Raw genomic sequence first — 15,896 nt, 5'->3', positions numbered from 1 at the left:
TCATCGCCTAAAGAAATATGGTTTATAATAGGATTAAGGCGCAATAGACTGGTTAATAGCGGGACAAGACGAAAAATAGAAAAGAGAATTTCTTGTTTTGTGTAAATGTTTTTTATAATATTTGACATGTTGACAGATTATGAAATGAAAGTGAGTGATCCGTGTGGATCTAACGCAAATTCAAAACCCTAGTTTTTTGAAAGATATGTCTATCAGTGAACTAGAGGGATTGAGTGAGGATATTCGTAAGTTTTTAATTGAAGAGCTCTCTCAAACAGGTGGACATATTGCACCTAATTTAGGTGTAGTAGAACTCACAATTGCTCTGCATAAATTATTTGATAGCCCGCAAGATAAATTTTTATGGGATGTAGGACATCAATCCTATGTACATAAAATTTTAACTGGACGCGCGAAAGAGTTTGGTACATTAAGGCAATATCAAGGTCTATGTGGTTTCCCGAAACGTTGTGAGAGTGAGCACGATGTATGGGAAACTGGTCATAGCTCGACTTCGTTATCGGCTGCAATGGGAATGGCTCTGGCACGTGATTTAAAGAAAACGAAAGAATATGTTATACCAATTATTGGAGATGGTGCTTTAACAGGCGGAATGGCTTTAGAGGCATTGAACCATATTGGACATGAAAAAACAGACATGATTGTTATTTTGAATGATAATGAAATGTCAATTGCACCAAACGTTGGTGCGCTTCATAATGTGCTCGGTCGTTTACGTACCGCAGGAAAATATCACTGGGTAAAAGATGAATTAGAGTATATATTAAAGAAAATTCCAGCAGTTGGCGGGAAAGTGGCTGCGACAGCAGAGAAAATAAAAGATAGTCTTAAATATTTACTAGTATCTGGTGTCTTTTTCGAAGAGTTAGGCTTTACATATTTAGGTCCAGTCGATGGGCATGATTATGAAAAGTTATTCGAAACGTTGCAATATGCAAAGAAAACAAAAGGCCCAGTACTCGTTCACGTTATTACGAAAAAAGGAAAAGGTTATAAACCGGCTGAGAGTGACGTTATTGGAACTTGGCATGGAACAGGACCTTATAAAATTGAATCAGGTGACTTCGTTAAGCCGAAAGAAGTTGCACCAGCATGGAGTGCTGTCGTTAGTGAAACAGTACTTAAGCTAGCGAGAGCAGATGAGCGTATCGTAGCAATTACACCTGCAATGCCTGTTGGATCAAAACTTGAGAAATTCCAAAAAGAATTCCCAGATCGTATGATTGATGTAGGTATTGCAGAACAGCATGCTACAACAATGGCAGCAGGTATGGCAACGCAAGGAATGAAACCATTCTTAGCGATTTATTCAACATTTTTACAAAGAGCATATGACCAAGTTGTTCATGATATATGCCGCCAAAATTTAAATGTTTTCATCGGAATAGATCGTTCGGGATTAGTAGGAGCAGATGGTGAAACGCATCAAGGCGTATTTGATATCTCATTCTTACGTCACTTGCCGAATATGGTGCTTATGATGCCGAAAGATGAAAATGAAGGTCAACATTTAGTTTATACGGCGATGCAATATGAAGATGGACCAATCGCATTGCGTTATGCGCGCGGTAATGGACTTGGCGTTCATATGGATGAAGAATTAAAGGCGATTCCAATCGGTACGTGGGAGACGTTAAAAGAGGGTACACAAGCAGCTATTTTAACGTTTGGTACGACAATACCAATGGCAATGGAAGCAGCTGAGCGTCTTGAAAAAGCTGGGGTTTCAGTGAAAGTAGTGAATGCTCGCTTTATTAAACCAATGGATGAAGCATATTTACATGATCTTCTAGGAAAGAATATACCGATTTTAACGATTGAAGAAGCTTGTTTAATCGGTGGTTTTGGAACAGGAGTAGTTGAATTTGCATCTGAAAATGGTTACCATAGTGCATTAGTTGAACGAATGGGTATTCCAGATCGCTTCATAGAGCACGGAAGTGTAACAAAATTATTAGAAGAAATTGGTTTAACGACAGATGCTGTTGTAGACCGTATTCATACAATGATTCCATCAAAACAAAAAAGGGCGTAACAAATGAGCGTAAAAAAAGAAAGAGTAGATGTACTATTAGTAGAGCGAGGACTTATAGAAACGCGTGAGAAAGCAAAGCGCGCCATTATGGCCGGACTCGTATATGCAAATGAGATGAGACTTGATAAGCCAGGAGAGAAAATCTCGCAAGATACTGAGATTACGGTGAAGGGACAAGTTATGCCGTATGTAAGTCGTGGTGGTTATAAACTTGAAAAGGCATTAGAGACATTTCATCTTGATTTACAAGATAAAGTTATGATAGATATTGGTTCATCAACTGGTGGCTTTACAGATTGCGCGCTTCAAAATGGAGCGAAATTATCTTATGCATTAGATGTAGGATACAATCAACTAGCGTGGAAATTACGTCAAGATGAGCGTGTTGTTGTAATGGAACGAACAAACTTCCGTTACGTGACACCAGCAGACTTAGAACGTGGTTTACCTCAATTTGCAAGTATTGATGTTTCATTTATATCATTAAAGCTTATACTGCCAGTTTTAAAAACAATGCTTATGCCTAACGGAGATGTAGCAGCGTTAATTAAACCGCAGTTTGAAGCTGGAAGAGAGCAAGTTGGGAAAAAAGGTATCGTTCGTGATAGAAAAGTACATGAAGCTGTTGTAGAAATGATTGTCGAGTTTGCTTTAAAACAAGGCTATGATGTGGAAGGTTTAACATTCTCACCAATTACGGGTGGGGATGGTAATATTGAATTTTTAATTCATCTGAAATGGCATGGTGAACGTGAGAATGGCGAAAATCATTCTCCGATTTCTATAGAGCAAGTTGTTACAGAAGCGCATGAAGTTCTAAAACAAAAAGGGAAAGGGGAATAACATATGTTGTTCCTCTTTTTGCTGTAATTGTATAATGATTGTAAAAACAATTGTGTACAAGAAACGAATTATAAGTTAACATAAATAAGTGAAGTATACCAATGTTTAAACTATGGTAAGAGATAGTGTGAGGTGCAAATGTATGAATAAAGGTCAGCGCCATATTAAAATCAGGGAAATTATTGCAAACAAAGAAATTGAAACACAAGATGAATTAGTTGATATTTTACGTAATGAGGGATTTAATGTAACGCAAGCAACAGTATCGCGCGATATTAAAGAACTGCACTTAGTGAAGGTGCCATTACATGATGGGCGCTATAAATATAGCTTGCCAGCAGATCAACGATTTAACCCGTTACAAAAATTAAAACGAAATCTAGTGGATTCATTTGTAAAATTAGACACGGCAGGACATATGCTTGTGCTAAAAACATTGCCTGGTAACGCTCATTCACTTGGAGCACTTATTGATCATTTAGAGTGGGATGAGATCATCGGAACCATCTGTGGTGATGATACTTGCTTAATTATTTGCCGTACACCTGACGATACAGGTGTTGTCTCTGATCGTTTCTTAAATATGTTGTAACAAAAAATCTTGTTTGCTTTCCATCGTAAAGTGGAAAGTGAACAAGATATTTTTATTGGTTAAAAATATGAATTTTCAATTGTAATATAATATTTTGTTTGCATAAAGTTAGAAAATAGATGGATTGACCCGTAAAACAAATGTTTGGTACAATGAAGCGGGTTAGAAGAGTATATACATACAAATATATAGCATGATTATTTGAATGAAGAACTGAGAAAATCCTTTAGTAAGGGATTATTTTATAACGAGGTGAATGGGGCATTGTTATCGGAATTATCGATTAGAAACTTTGCTATTATTGAAGCATTAAATATTTCTTTTCAAAAAGGTTTAACGGTTTTAAGCGGTGAAACAGGGGCCGGAAAATCGATTATTATTGATGCAATTAGTTTACTTGTAGGTGGCCGTGGGTCAGCAGAATTTGTTCGATATGGAACAGAGAAGGCTGAGATTGAAGGGCTATTTTATGTTGAAGATGAGAAGCATCCATGTATTGAAAAGGCAGAAGAGTTAGATATAGAAATAGAAGATGGCATGATTATTTTAAAGCGTGATATTGCTGCGAACGGGAAGAGTGTATGTCGTGTAAATGGGAAGCTTGTTACACTTAGCATATTAAAAGAAATTGGGAAAACACTTGTTGATATTCATGGACAGCACGAAACGCAAGATTTAATGAATGAAGAACGACATCTGTTTATGCTTGATCACTTTGATGGGGATCGAATCGTTAAACAATTAGACATATATCAAAACGTATACGCTGACTATGAAAAATTAAAAAAACAATTGAAATCGTTAAGTGAAAATGAGCAACAAATGGCACATCGCTTAGATTTAATTCAATTTCAGCATGAAGAAATTCGCAAGGCGGATTTAAAGATGGATGAAGAAAATGAATTAACTGAGGAACGATTGCAAATTTCTAATTTTGAAAAGATTTATAAAGCGTTAGGTGATGCATATCGTTCGTTAAGTGCCGACGGACAAGGGTTAGATAATGTAAGAAGTGCAATGGGGCAAATGGAAAGTATTACACATTTAGATGAAGTGTATCAGGAGAATCATGATTCAATTGCAAATAGCTATTACTTATTAGAAGAGGTTGCCTATCAACTGAGAGAAAAGCTCGATATGATGGAATATGATCCAAATCGTTTAGATGAAATCGAAACACGTTTGAATGAAATTCGTATGCTAAAGAGAAAATATGGAAATACTGTAGAAGAGATTTTAGCGTATGCTGATAAAATTGAACAGGAAATTTTTACGATTGAAAATAAAGACGTTCATATTGAAACGACGAAGAAACAGTTGAAGGAATTAGAAAGTGTTATTCTGAAAGAAGCAACGTTGTTAAGTAATATGCGTCATGAGCTTGCAGAACACCTTACAAATGCAATTCATCAGGAATTAAAAGAATTATATATGGAAAAAACGAAATTTGAAGTGAGAATTATGAAGAGAGAAGGAAATGTAGAAGAGCCCCTTGTGGAAGGTGCGCCGGTAAGACTTACGGCGGATGGTTACGATCATGTGGAATTTTATATTTCAACGAACCCAGGAGAGCCGCTAAAACCACTTTCAAAGGTTGCATCTGGCGGAGAGTTATCTCGTATCATTTTAGCTTTAAAAAGCATTTTTTCTAAGCATCAAGGGGTTGCATCTGTTATTTTTGATGAAGTGGATACGGGTGTAAGTGGCCGGGTCGCACAGGCTATTGCGGAAAAAATTTATCGAGTATCAGTAAACTCGCAAGTACTTTGTATTACGCACTTACCTCAAGTAGCTTCAATGGCAGATTCACATTTATTTATTCGAAAACAAGTAGCGAATGATCGGACAATTACATCGGTTACTGTTTTAACTATGGAGGATAAAGTAACAGAAATAGCTCGAATGATTTCTGGTGTGGAAATCACAGATTTAACGACAGAGCATGCGAAAGAATTACTTACGCAAGCGCATCATTTTAAACAGACAGCAGAGGCTATCCAGTAATGGATAGCTTTTTTTCTCAAATGACGATTTCTTAATTCTTCCGGTTATAAATAAAGCACTGCAAGGAGAGATTAAAAAGTGAAGCCAAGAGGCTGAATGTGGGGTAGGAGCGAGGAGAGTGAACAAGTTGAAATTAGAAAAATTTCGAAAAATAATAGGTCTTTGTCTCCTTGTTTCTTTAGTTTTTATTGGATGTTTTAAACCGCTTCGAACGTTTATTTCATCACCGAAACAACTTGTTGTTTTTGAAGGACAACAATCAGAAATATCATCATTACCAGTTTTCAAAGCTTCATCCACAAATCGTCATGTATTTACAGTGAGTTCGAATGAACAAAAACAAGGACTTATGGTAAATTCTCATCAAAATGGTGAAGCTGATATGGTATTTCAGCTTGCTGGTTTTCCAGTAAAAAAAGTAAATGTGAAAGTGTTAAAAGATTTTAAAGTGATTCCAGGTGGACAATCAATTGGTGTGAAATTAAATACAAAAGGTGTACTTGTTGTAGGCCATCATTTAATTCAAACTGAAAAAGGTAAAATATCTCCTGGTGAAACAGCAGGTGTACAAATTGGAGATATGATTACTGAAATTAATGGTAAAACAATTGAAAGAATGAGTGATGTAGCACCGTTTATTCATAATAGTGGAGAAACAGGTGAACCGCTTAATCTTGTATTGTTAAGAGATGGAAAATATATTCGTACGAAGCTAACTCCACAAAAAGACAACGGTGAATCGTCTTATCGAATTGGCTTGTATATCCGTGATTCGGCAGCTGGAATTGGAACGATGACATTTGTTCATCCAGATTCTATGAAATATGGGGCACTTGGTCATGTTATTTCTGATAATGATACGAAAAAGCCGATTCAAGTCGAAGATGGACAAATTATGCGCTCGACAGTTACATCAATTGAAAGAGGTAGTCATGGGAATCCAGGGGAGAAATTAGCAAGATTCTCACCAGACCGTGAAGTGATTGGCAATATTACAATTAATAGTCCATATGGTATTTTTGGAAAATTAAATACGAATATGAAAAACGGGATAATGGATAAAGCAATGCCTATCGCATTATCTCATCAAGTAAAAGAAGGACCGGCAAAAATATTAACAGTTATTGATCAAGATAAAGTAGAAGCGTTTGATATTGAAGTCGTTAGTACAGTGCAGCAAAAATTCCCAGCCACAAAGGGTATGGTAATAAAAGTAACAGATAAACGTCTATTAGCGAAAACGGGCGGTATCGTACAAGGAATGAGCGGAAGTCCAATTGTACAAAATGGAAAAGTAATTGGTGCTGTTACACATGTATTTGTAAATGATCCAACATCAGGATATGGTGTTCATATTGAATGGATGTTACATCAAGCTGGAATTAATATTTATGATCAAGAGAAAAAAGCGAGCTAATATATATTATTAGCTCGCTTTTTCTGTTGAAAAATTCGTTGAAATTTTGTAAAAGCTCCGCAAGAGGTGTTTTTTGTTGTAAAATAAAAGGAAAGGGTTGAACGTTTCGTTGTATTTCTATGATGGAATGTGTTGCGAAAGGGAATAAATGAACGATAAACATATTTTTTTGTGATTTTATCGGAAAGTAAGAAACTTTAAAAGGGAATTTTCACACAATTGTCGAACAATTCATGTAGCCTAGAAGGATACACATGTCGGAGAATCGATTCGGTAAGGGAGGAAAAGCTGTGGAGAAAATTAAAGTATGTCTTGTGGATGATAATAAAGAACTAGTATCAATGTTAGAGAGCTATGTAGCCGCTCAAGATGATATGGAAGTAATCGGTACTGCTTATAATGGTCAAGAGTGTTTAAACTTATTAACAGATAAGCAACCTGATGTACTCGTTTTAGACATTATTATGCCACACTTAGATGGTTTAGCTGTATTGGAGAAAATGCGACATATTGAAAGGTTAAAACAGCCTAGCGTAATTATGTTGACAGCATTTGGCCAAGAAGATGTGACGAAAAAAGCAGTTGACTTAGGTGCCTCATATTTCATATTAAAACCATTTGATATGGAGAATTTAACGAGTCATATTCGTCAAGTGAGTGGTAAAGCAAACGCTATGATTAAACGTCCACTACCATCATTCCGATCAGCAACAACAGTAGATGGAAAACCGAAAAACTTAGATGCGAGTATTACGAGTATCATTCATGAAATTGGTGTACCCGCTCATATTAAAGGATATATGTATTTACGAGAAGCAATCTCCATGGTATACAACGATATCGAATTATTAGGATCGATTACGAAAGTATTGTATCCAGATATCGCAAAGAAATATAATACAACAGCAAGCCGTGTGGAGCGCGCAATTCGTCACGCGATTGAAGTAGCTTGGAGCCGTGGGAATATTGATTCTATTTCGTCCTTATTCGGTTATACAGTATCCATGTCAAAAGCAAAACCTACGAACTCTGAGTTTATCGCAATGGTTGCGGATAAGCTGAGACTTGAACATAAAGCTAGCTGAGAGTAGAAGTAGCAATGGGTTTTCGTTTTAGTAAAACCGATGTATGCTGGAACGCTATGCTCGATGTTAATTTTAAAGCCAATAAACTTTTTAATGAAAGACCAATGAATGTTATAATTCGTTGGTCTTTTTATTTTGTTGAGAAAAAGAGATTATTTGATAGTGTGGAAAATAAAACCTATTTTCAGTAATATTACATGTAAGTGAGTTTTTTATAAGGCAATAAAATAGATATAGATAGGGAGAAGGGGAATGGAAAATAAAATTTCAACTTGGCTAGGAATAGTAGCAGCTATGGGAGTTCTTGCTATTGCAGTTACATTTGGAATGTTAGAACTTGCAGATAATCCAGTAGATAAAGAAGTGAGCGCTCAAATAGATAAAAAAGAAGACCAAACAATAGTAGGTAGAGAGGTGGATGGGGTCTTTGTTGATGTGTATGTTACTGAAAATTCTACTGAAAGCGAAGTCATTACAGCGATGCATCGCATGACTCATCAAAAAGTGGTGGCAGAACGAAAATCGGGCTCTATCCCAATGATTCAAAGTAATGCTAAAAAATTAAAAGAAATTATAAATAAGAGTAGCTTTACGAAGAAAAATGAACTTTTAGCAATTGCTGATAGATGGGCGAAAAAAGATTTTAGTAAAATTGTAGAAGATCACAATTATTTCTCGGATGCTCAAGAAGATAGCGTTTGTAAAGTAACTAGAGCAATGGATGCGTTAGAAGAGCAACATTATATTTTAACTACATTCGGGGAGGAAAAAGCGAAAGAACTATACGAATCAGGGGATGCTCCGCACGTTCAATAAAAAATAATATAAAGGACTTCTCTAGTTTTTTTATTATCGTGTTTTAAGGACGTAATGGGACTTATAAATAAATGGTCTGCTTTCTTTATGACGTGTAACAAAAAAAGAAAAGATGTGATTCATTATTAAATGATGAAGGAACAGCTAAATCACATCGTAGTACATCTGTTAAAGGATTTTAGTAGGAAAGGCATCCGTGATATAATAGAAAATAATAAAAAGTCCTGCAAAACAGGACTGTATTATTCTTCGTCTTTATTTTGTTTTTCTAATTCAACTAGCTTTTGAATTAAAATGTGCTGCGGCATATGCATGAGTTGTTCAAGTGGAACACCTAGTGCTTTTGATAAGCGGACTGCAGTATCTGGAGAGATTTGTAATGGTCTCATAGAAGTACCTCCTTTTTCGTATAGTATAGCATAAGATTGGGGGAGTGAGGATGACTCTTATATTTGCACATCGTGGTGCGGCTGGAACGTACCCAGAAAATACAATGATTTCATTTGAAGCGGCTGAGTCTTTTAGAGCGGATGGAATTGAACTTGATGTTCAATTAACGAAAGACGGAAAAGTTGTCGTCATTCATGATGAAACGGTGGACCGGACAACAAATGGAAAAGGTGCGGTTCGGAATTATGTATATGAGGACTTATGCAAGTTAGATGCAAGTTATAAATTTGGTGATAAAGTAGGTTTTTGTAAAATACCACTTTTAGAAGAGGTATTAGAATGGCTTGCACAAACGAGTTTGCTACTTAATATTGAACTTAAAAATAATAAAATTCCATACAGAGGTTTAGAGGAAGAAGTTATAACGCTTGTACGGAAATTTAGTCTAGAGGATCGTGTTATATTTTCTTCGTTTAATCACTACAGTATGAAACGGTGCCATATGATGGCTCCTGATATTCAAACAGCAATTTTATATCGCGAAGGTTTGCATAGTCCGTGGGCATACGCGAAAAAAATGGGCGCTACAGCAGTACATCCGAATTATCGTTACCTTCAAGATGCTATTGCCGAACTAACGATGGAAAGTGGTGTAGAGGTTCGCCCTTATACAATTAATGAAGAAACGCTTATGCGTAAATATTTTGATATGAATATATCGGCGATTATTACTGATTACCCTGAAACGGCCAGAACGTTAATGCCAATAAAAAAATGAGACCGCGTGTAACGGTCTCATTTTTTTATTTATAAATAGTGGGGCATTCCTATCTTCTAAAGCGAGCTTGTACTTTATTTCGTTTACGGTCTCGGTGCAAGACGAAGCCACCGAAGATATAAAACCCGAGCCCGAAGCAGAGAGCGCCGATTAAAAATTGTAACCACAGTATAGAGATTGGTGGAAATAGAATCCCGAATACAGTATCTCTCATTAACTTTATACCAAACACAGCTAATGAAATAGGGATGAGTGCTAATAGTAGAGCAACGTAACGCTGCATACATAACGCTCCTTTTCAGATTATTTCGTATATTTTAATGATGTTATAAGAAAAGGGGGTTTGTCAAGAGGGTGCTGAACGAGTAAGATAAAGGTGTGAAAAAATTTGCAGAGTTACTTCGAGAGGAAGTGGGATATATGAAACAAAAAGTATTAATTGTTGGTGCAGGTGAAGGCGGGAGCGCACTGCTGAATCTGTTACAAAGTTCGAATATATTTCAAATTATAGGGATTATTGATATAAATCCGTTGGCAAAAGGACTACAAATTGCTAAGGAATACGGGATTGCAATTGGAGAAAGTGTAACTCCATTTCTTTCTATGCATATCGATGTAATATTTGATATGACAGGTGAAGATGATGTGCATAAGGTTTTATTGGAAAAAAAGAAAAAAGACACTCTTCTTATACCAGGTGATATCGCAAAAATTGTTACAGGATTAGCGCATGAGAAGGAAGGGCTGATTGGGCGATTAGAGGAACAAACGCAACAAGGAGAATTAATTTTAAATTCTACACATGACGGCATGATCGTAATTGATCGAGAGGGACAAGTTCGTCTTTTTAATAAAAGTGCAGAGCGTATTATCGGATATAAAAAAGAAGAGGCGATAGGAAAATATATTTTAGAAGTCATTCCAACTAGTAAATTACTTCGCATTATACGTACGAAACAAATAGAAGTAAATTATGAACTAACATTAGAGAATGGAAAGAAAATTATTACAACGCGTATACCGATATTAAAAGAGGGCGGAGAGGTACAAGGGGCATTTGCAATTTTTAAAGATATAACAGAAGTTGTAGATTTAGCGGAAGAAGTTACAGATTTAAAGGAGATTCAAACACTATTAGAGGCAATTATTAACTCATCTGAAGAAGCAATTTCGGTTGTGGATGAAAAAGGAAGAGGTTTAGTCATTAACCCGGCATATACGAAATTAACGGGTTTAACAGAAGAAGATATTATTGGGAAGCCTGCTACAACTGATATTGTAGAAGGCGAAAGTATGCATATGAAAGTACTTCGAACGCGTCGTGCGGTGCGCGGAATACATATGAAGATTGGGCAAAAAAAGCGCGATGTAATTGTAAACGTGGCACCAGTCATTGTGGATGGAATATTGAAAGGAAGCGTCGGCGTTATCCGTGACGTGTCGGAAATTCAAAAGTTAACAAATGAATTGAATAGAGCAAGGCAAATTATTCGCACATTAGAAGCGAAATATTCATTTGATGATATTGTCGGGAATTCAGATGAAACAACGGCAGCTATCGAACAGGCGAAGCTAGGAGCAAATACACCAGCAACAGTGCTGTTACGCGGTGAATCTGGGACTGGTAAAGAATTGTTTGCACATGCAATCCATAATGGAAGTAATCGAAAATACAATAAGTTCGTCCGTGTAAACTGTGCGGCCATTTCGGAGACGTTGTTAGAAAGTGAATTATTTGGTTATGAGGAAGGGGCGTTTTCTGGAGCGAAAAGAGGCGGGAAACGTGGGTTCTTTGAGGAAGCAAATAACGGTAGTATTTTTTTAGATGAAATAGGGGAGTTATCTGCAAATACACAAGCGAAACTCCTTCGTGTACTGCAGGAAAAAGAAATTGTAAAAGTTGGTGGAACGAAAGCGATACCTATTAATGTTCGAGTAATTGCAGCGACGCATGTGAATTTAGAAAAGGCTATTCTAGAAGGGAAGTTTAGGGAGGATTTATATTATCGATTAAATAAAATCCCAATTCAAATTCCATCTCTTCGTCAACGTAAAGGAGATATACCGACAATTGCGGACAGATTGATTCAAAAAATTAATCAAGATTACGGTCGTAATGTAGAAGGGCTCACTGATTCAGCCATTTTATATTTACAATCATACGAATGGCCAGGGAATGTGAGGGAACTTGAAAATATTCTGGGAAGAGCTATTATCTTTATGAATTATAACGAGACCTATATTGATGTACACCATTTACCGCCATTACATAACGAAGAGCAGGTGGAGTCAAAGCAATCTCATTTATTACCTGAATTAGAAGAAAAGCCACTTGAACATTTAGTGACAGAGTTTGAAGGGAATATTATTCATGAATATTTGGAGAGATTTGATGGGAATAAAACGCAAACTGCAAAAGCGTTAGGAATTTCCGTTCGAAATTTATATTACAAGCTAGAAAAGTATGACCATGCAAAAAATAGCATGCAATAAATTGCGTACCGTGCAATTTATTGCATGGTATACAAAAAGCGACAAAATAAGACAGAATCTTTTGTTATTTTCCAAAGTATTGATTTTACTGCATTTTGAATGCGTTTTCATTATTGGTAAGACCACTTTTAAAAGTTGGCACGGTATTTGCTTTATAAATAGACGAGGGACGACGGAAAGGGTTGATTACAAAATATGAAGTTAGAATACTTAATTGATCAAGCAGCAGGGCAGCCTAAAAAAACTGTAGCTGTAGCAGTAGCTGAAGATCATGAAGTAATTGAAGCTGTAGCGAAAGCAATTAAATTACAGTTAGCTCAATTTCGTCTATATGGAAATCAAGAAAAAATAATGGGGATGCTACAAGAACATGGTTTACAAACTTCAGAACATGTTCAAGTGATTGCAGCAATGTCTAGTGCAGAGGCTGCAGAACTTTCTGTTAAAGCTGTGAGAAATGGTGAAGCAGACGTGCTTATGAAGGGGAACATCCCAACAGCGAATATTTTGAAGGCTGTGTTAAACAAAGAGTGGGGCCTACGTAAAGGTAGCGTACTTTCACATGTAGCAGCATTTGAAGTTCCAAATTACGATCGTCTTATTTTCGTTACAGATGCAGCGATGAACATCGCACCTGATGTAACACAAAAAGCTGCTATTATACAAAATACTGTAGAAGTTGCCCGGGCAATAGGAATCGACTTGCCAAAAGTGGCACCAATTGCAGCAGTAGAAGTTGTGAATCCAGCGATGCAGGCGACAATTGATGCAGCGATGTTAACACAAATGAATCGCCGCGGACAAATTAAAGATTGTATCGTTGATGGACCACTTGCTTTAGATAATGCAGTATCACAAATTGCAGCAGAGCATAAAGGCATAGTAAGTGATGTAGCAGGTAAGGCAGATATTTTACTCGTCCCAACGATTGAAGCTGGAAATGTGCTATATAAATCACTCGTATACTTTGCGGATGCAAAAGTAGGAGCAATGATTGCTGGCGCAAAAGCACCGATTGTTTTAACATCTCGTGCTGATTCAGCAGAAACAAAAGTATATTCATTAGCATTGGCAGTTGCGACTGCTTCAAAATAAACCAAAAAGGGTAAAACATTAGGGGGAAACGACAATGACATTAGAAATCTTCGAATACTTAGAAAAATATGATTATGAGCAAGTAGTATTTTGTCAAGATAAAGAATCTGGTTTAAAAGCAATTATTGCAATTCATGATACAACACTTGGACCGGCTCTTGGTGGAACAAGAATGTGGACATATGATTCTGAAGAAGCGGCGATTGAAGATGCATTGCGTCTTGCAAAAGGGATGACATACAAAAACGCAGCAGCTGGTTTAAACTTAGGTGGTGCGAAAACAGTAATTATCGGTGATCCTCGTAAAGATAAGAGCGAAGCAATGTTCCGTGCACTAGGACGTTATATCCAAGGACTAAACGGACGTTACATTACAGCTGAAGATGTTGGTACAACAGTAGATGATATGGATATTATCCATGAAGAAACTGACTTTGTAACAGGTATCTCACCATCATTCGGTTCTTCTGGTAACCCATCTCCGGTAACTGCATACGGTGTTTACCGTGGTATGAAAGCAGCTGCAAAAGAAGCTTTCGGTACTGACAATTTAGAAGGAAAAGTAATTGCTGTTCAAGGCGTTGGTAACGTAGCATATCACCTATGCAAACATTTACACGCTGAAGGAGCAAAATTAATCGTTACAGATATTAATAAAGAAGCTGTACAACGTGCTGTAGAAGAATTCGGTGCATCAGCAGTTGAACCAAATGAAATTTACGGTGTTGAATGCGATATTTACGCACCATGTGCACTAGGCGCAACAGTTAATGATGAAACTATTCCACAACTTAAAGCAAAAGTAATCGCAGGTTCTGCAAATAACCAATTAAAAGAAGATCGTCATGGTGACATCATTCATGAAATGGGTATTGTATACGCACCAGATTATGTAATTAATGCAGGTGGCGTAATTAACGTAGCAGACGAATTATATGGATACAATAGAGAACGTGCACTAAAACGTGTTGAGTCTATTTATGACACGATTGCAAAAGTAATCGAAATTTCAAAACGCGATGGCATAGCAACTTATGTAGCGGCAGATCGTCTAGCTGAAGAGCGCATTGCAAGCTTGAAGAATTCTCGTAGCACTTACTTACGCAACGGTCACGATATTATTAGCCGTCGCTAATCATTCATATATAACTTTTACAAAAGGTGTGGTTACCTCTTATGAGGTTTCCACTTCCTTTTGAATTTATTAGTGGAGGTAGCAACATTGTCTGTAAATCGAATTCTTGTTATTAACCCAGGTAGTACATCCACAAAAATTGGTGTTTTTGATAATGAAAGACCCGTTCTAGAAGAAACGATTCGTCATGACGTAGAACAGATTGGAAAATATAAGAGAATTATCGACCAATATGAGTTTCGAAAAGAAACGATTTTAGAAGTTCTACATTCTCATGGTATTAACATTTCAAAATTAAACGCTGTTTGTGGGCGTGGTGGATTACTTCGTCCAATCGAAGGCGGTACGTATACAGTAAACGATGCGATGTTAGAAGATTTGAAAAATGGCTTTAGCGGTCATCACGCTTCAAACCTTGGAGGCATTTTAGCATATGAAATTGCTTCTGGATTAAACATTCCTGCATTCATTGTAGATCCTGTCGTTGTAGATGAGATGGAGCCGGTTGCTCGTATAAGTGGCATTGCTGGTATGGAACGCAAAAGTATCTTCCATGCATTAAATCAAAAAGCAGTTGCTCGTAAAGTAGCTGAACAGTTAAATCACAAATACGAGGATTTAAATTTATTAGTTACACATATGGGTGGCGGTATTACAGTTGGTGCTCATAAAAAAGGAAGAGTAATCGATGTGAATAACGGTTTAAACGGAGAAGGACCATTTAGTCCAGAGCGCGCTGGTACAGTACCAGTAGGGCAACTAGTAGAAATGTGTTTCTCTGGTGAGTATTACCGTGATGAAATGATTAAAAAACTTGTCGGACAAGGTGGACTTGTAAGTTTAATCGGTACAAATGATGCGATTAAAGTAGAGCAAATGGTTGAAAAAGGTGATCCTGAAGCAACTCTTATTTATAAAGCAATGGCATATCAAGTTGCAAAAGAGATTGGCGGAGCTAGCGCTGTACTTCACGGGAAAATCGATGCAATCGTATTAACTGGTGGACTGGCATACAGTAAAATTCTTGTCGATGAAATAAAAGAGCGAGTGGACTGGATTGCAGATGTTATCGTACATCCAGGCGAAGATGAGTTAGAAGCGTTAGCAGAAGGAGCACTTCGTGTATTACGTGAAGAAGAAGCTCCAAAAGAATACGTTGTACGTGAAAAAGAAACGGTAGCTAGGGGTTGAG

At 36.9% G+C, this 15,896-nt stretch carries 15 protein-coding genes; 13 read left to right on the top strand and 2 right to left on the bottom strand.

The window, feature by feature from the left end; genetic code table 11:
* Window positions 1-163 precede the first annotated feature (163 nt).
* From dxs to ACTL4X_RS21125, 8 genes are all read left to right on the top strand, one after another.
* Window positions 164-2,056, top strand: a complete 1,893-nt coding sequence (dxs, locus tag ACTL4X_RS21160) for a 1-deoxy-D-xylulose-5-phosphate synthase (RefSeq protein ID WP_000366452.1) — start codon at window positions 164-166, stop codon at window positions 2,054-2,056.
* Between the two features lie 3 nt (window positions 2,057-2,059).
* On the top strand, window positions 2,060-2,899 hold the full coding sequence (locus ACTL4X_RS21155; protein ID WP_139846704.1) for a TlyA family RNA methyltransferase: 840 nt from the start codon (window positions 2,060-2,062) through the stop codon (window positions 2,897-2,899).
* A 142-nt stretch (window positions 2,900-3,041) separates the two neighbouring features.
* On the top strand, window positions 3,042-3,491 hold the full coding sequence (gene argR / locus ACTL4X_RS21150; RefSeq protein ID WP_001032580.1) for an arginine repressor ArgR: 450 nt from the start codon (window positions 3,042-3,044) through the stop codon (window positions 3,489-3,491).
* A gap of 264 nt (window positions 3,492-3,755) precedes the next feature.
* Window positions 3,756-5,495 (top strand): DNA repair protein RecN, encoded by a 1,740-nt coding sequence (gene recN / locus ACTL4X_RS21145; RefSeq protein WP_000947768.1) that lies wholly within the window; start codon window positions 3,756-3,758, stop codon window positions 5,493-5,495.
* Window positions 5,496-5,613: 118 nt separating this feature from the next.
* Entirely contained in the window at window positions 5,614-6,912 is a 1,299-nt protein-coding gene (gene spoIVB / locus ACTL4X_RS21140; RefSeq protein ID WP_002000940.1) for a SpoIVB peptidase, read from the top strand.
* A gap of 290 nt (window positions 6,913-7,202) precedes the next feature.
* On the top strand, window positions 7,203-7,997 hold the full coding sequence (gene spo0A, locus ACTL4X_RS21135) for a sporulation transcription factor Spo0A (protein WP_011110369.1): 795 nt from the start codon (window positions 7,203-7,205) through the stop codon (window positions 7,995-7,997).
* Window positions 7,998-8,011: 14 nt separating this feature from the next.
* Window positions 8,012-8,188, top strand: coding sequence for a hypothetical protein (locus ACTL4X_RS21130; protein ID WP_017657280.1), 177 nt, complete (start codon window positions 8,012-8,014; stop codon window positions 8,186-8,188).
* 61 nt (window positions 8,189-8,249) lie between these two features.
* On the top strand, window positions 8,250-8,813 hold the full coding sequence (locus ACTL4X_RS21125) for a PRK06770 family protein (protein WP_000428229.1): 564 nt from the start codon (window positions 8,250-8,252) through the stop codon (window positions 8,811-8,813).
* Window positions 8,814-9,055: 242 nt separating this feature from the next.
* Here the strand turns inward: ACTL4X_RS21125 and ACTL4X_RS21120 are convergent, their stop codons facing one another.
* Window positions 9,056-9,202 (bottom strand): YycC family protein, encoded by a 147-nt coding sequence (locus ACTL4X_RS21120; protein ID WP_001247671.1) that lies wholly within the window; start codon window positions 9,200-9,202, stop codon window positions 9,056-9,058.
* Window positions 9,203-9,252: 50 nt separating this feature from the next.
* On the opposite strand from ACTL4X_RS21120, the gene ACTL4X_RS21115 reads away from it, so the two are divergent.
* Complete coding sequence (locus ACTL4X_RS21115; protein ID WP_000172575.1) at window positions 9,253-9,981, top strand: glycerophosphodiester phosphodiesterase; 729 nt, start codon at window positions 9,253-9,255, stop codon at window positions 9,979-9,981.
* Between the two features lie 49 nt (window positions 9,982-10,030).
* On the opposite strand, the gene ACTL4X_RS21110 is transcribed toward ACTL4X_RS21115, so the two are convergent.
* Window positions 10,031-10,264 (bottom strand): DUF2627 domain-containing protein, encoded by a 234-nt coding sequence (locus tag ACTL4X_RS21110; protein WP_001190211.1) that lies wholly within the window; start codon window positions 10,262-10,264, stop codon window positions 10,031-10,033.
* A gap of 137 nt (window positions 10,265-10,401) precedes the next feature.
* Between ACTL4X_RS21110 and ACTL4X_RS21105 the strand changes: the two genes are divergently transcribed.
* The 4 genes from ACTL4X_RS21105 to buk all read left to right on the top strand — a co-directional run bounded on the left by ACTL4X_RS21105 (window position 10,402) and on the right by buk (window position 15,895).
* Window positions 10,402-12,474 carry a sigma-54 interaction domain-containing protein gene (locus ACTL4X_RS21105; RefSeq protein ID WP_033666632.1) on the top strand — a complete coding sequence of 691 codons (2,073 nt, stop codon included), beginning with the start codon at window positions 10,402-10,404 and terminating at the stop codon, window positions 12,472-12,474.
* A gap of 195 nt (window positions 12,475-12,669) precedes the next feature.
* Entirely contained in the window at window positions 12,670-13,569 is a 900-nt protein-coding gene (gene yqiS / locus ACTL4X_RS21100) for a phosphate butyryltransferase (RefSeq protein WP_000764678.1), read from the top strand.
* Window positions 13,570-13,603: 34 nt separating this feature from the next.
* Complete coding sequence (locus ACTL4X_RS21095) at window positions 13,604-14,704, top strand: leucine dehydrogenase (protein ID WP_000171355.1); 1,101 nt, start codon at window positions 13,604-13,606, stop codon at window positions 14,702-14,704.
* 87 nt (window positions 14,705-14,791) lie between these two features.
* Window positions 14,792-15,895, top strand: coding sequence for a butyrate kinase (buk, locus tag ACTL4X_RS21090; protein ID WP_000115781.1), 1,104 nt, complete (start codon window positions 14,792-14,794; stop codon window positions 15,893-15,895).
* The last annotated feature ends 1 nt before the right edge of the window (window position 15,896 follow it).

Origin of the sequence: Bacillus sp. RE35, assembly GCF_052146655.1 — a bacterium.
Taxonomy (GTDB): Bacteria; Bacillota; Bacilli; order Bacillales; family Bacillaceae_G; genus Bacillus_A; species Bacillus_A cereus.
Note: the sequence above shows the minus strand (reverse complement) of the source record. Positions and strands in the feature narration are given on the sequence as shown.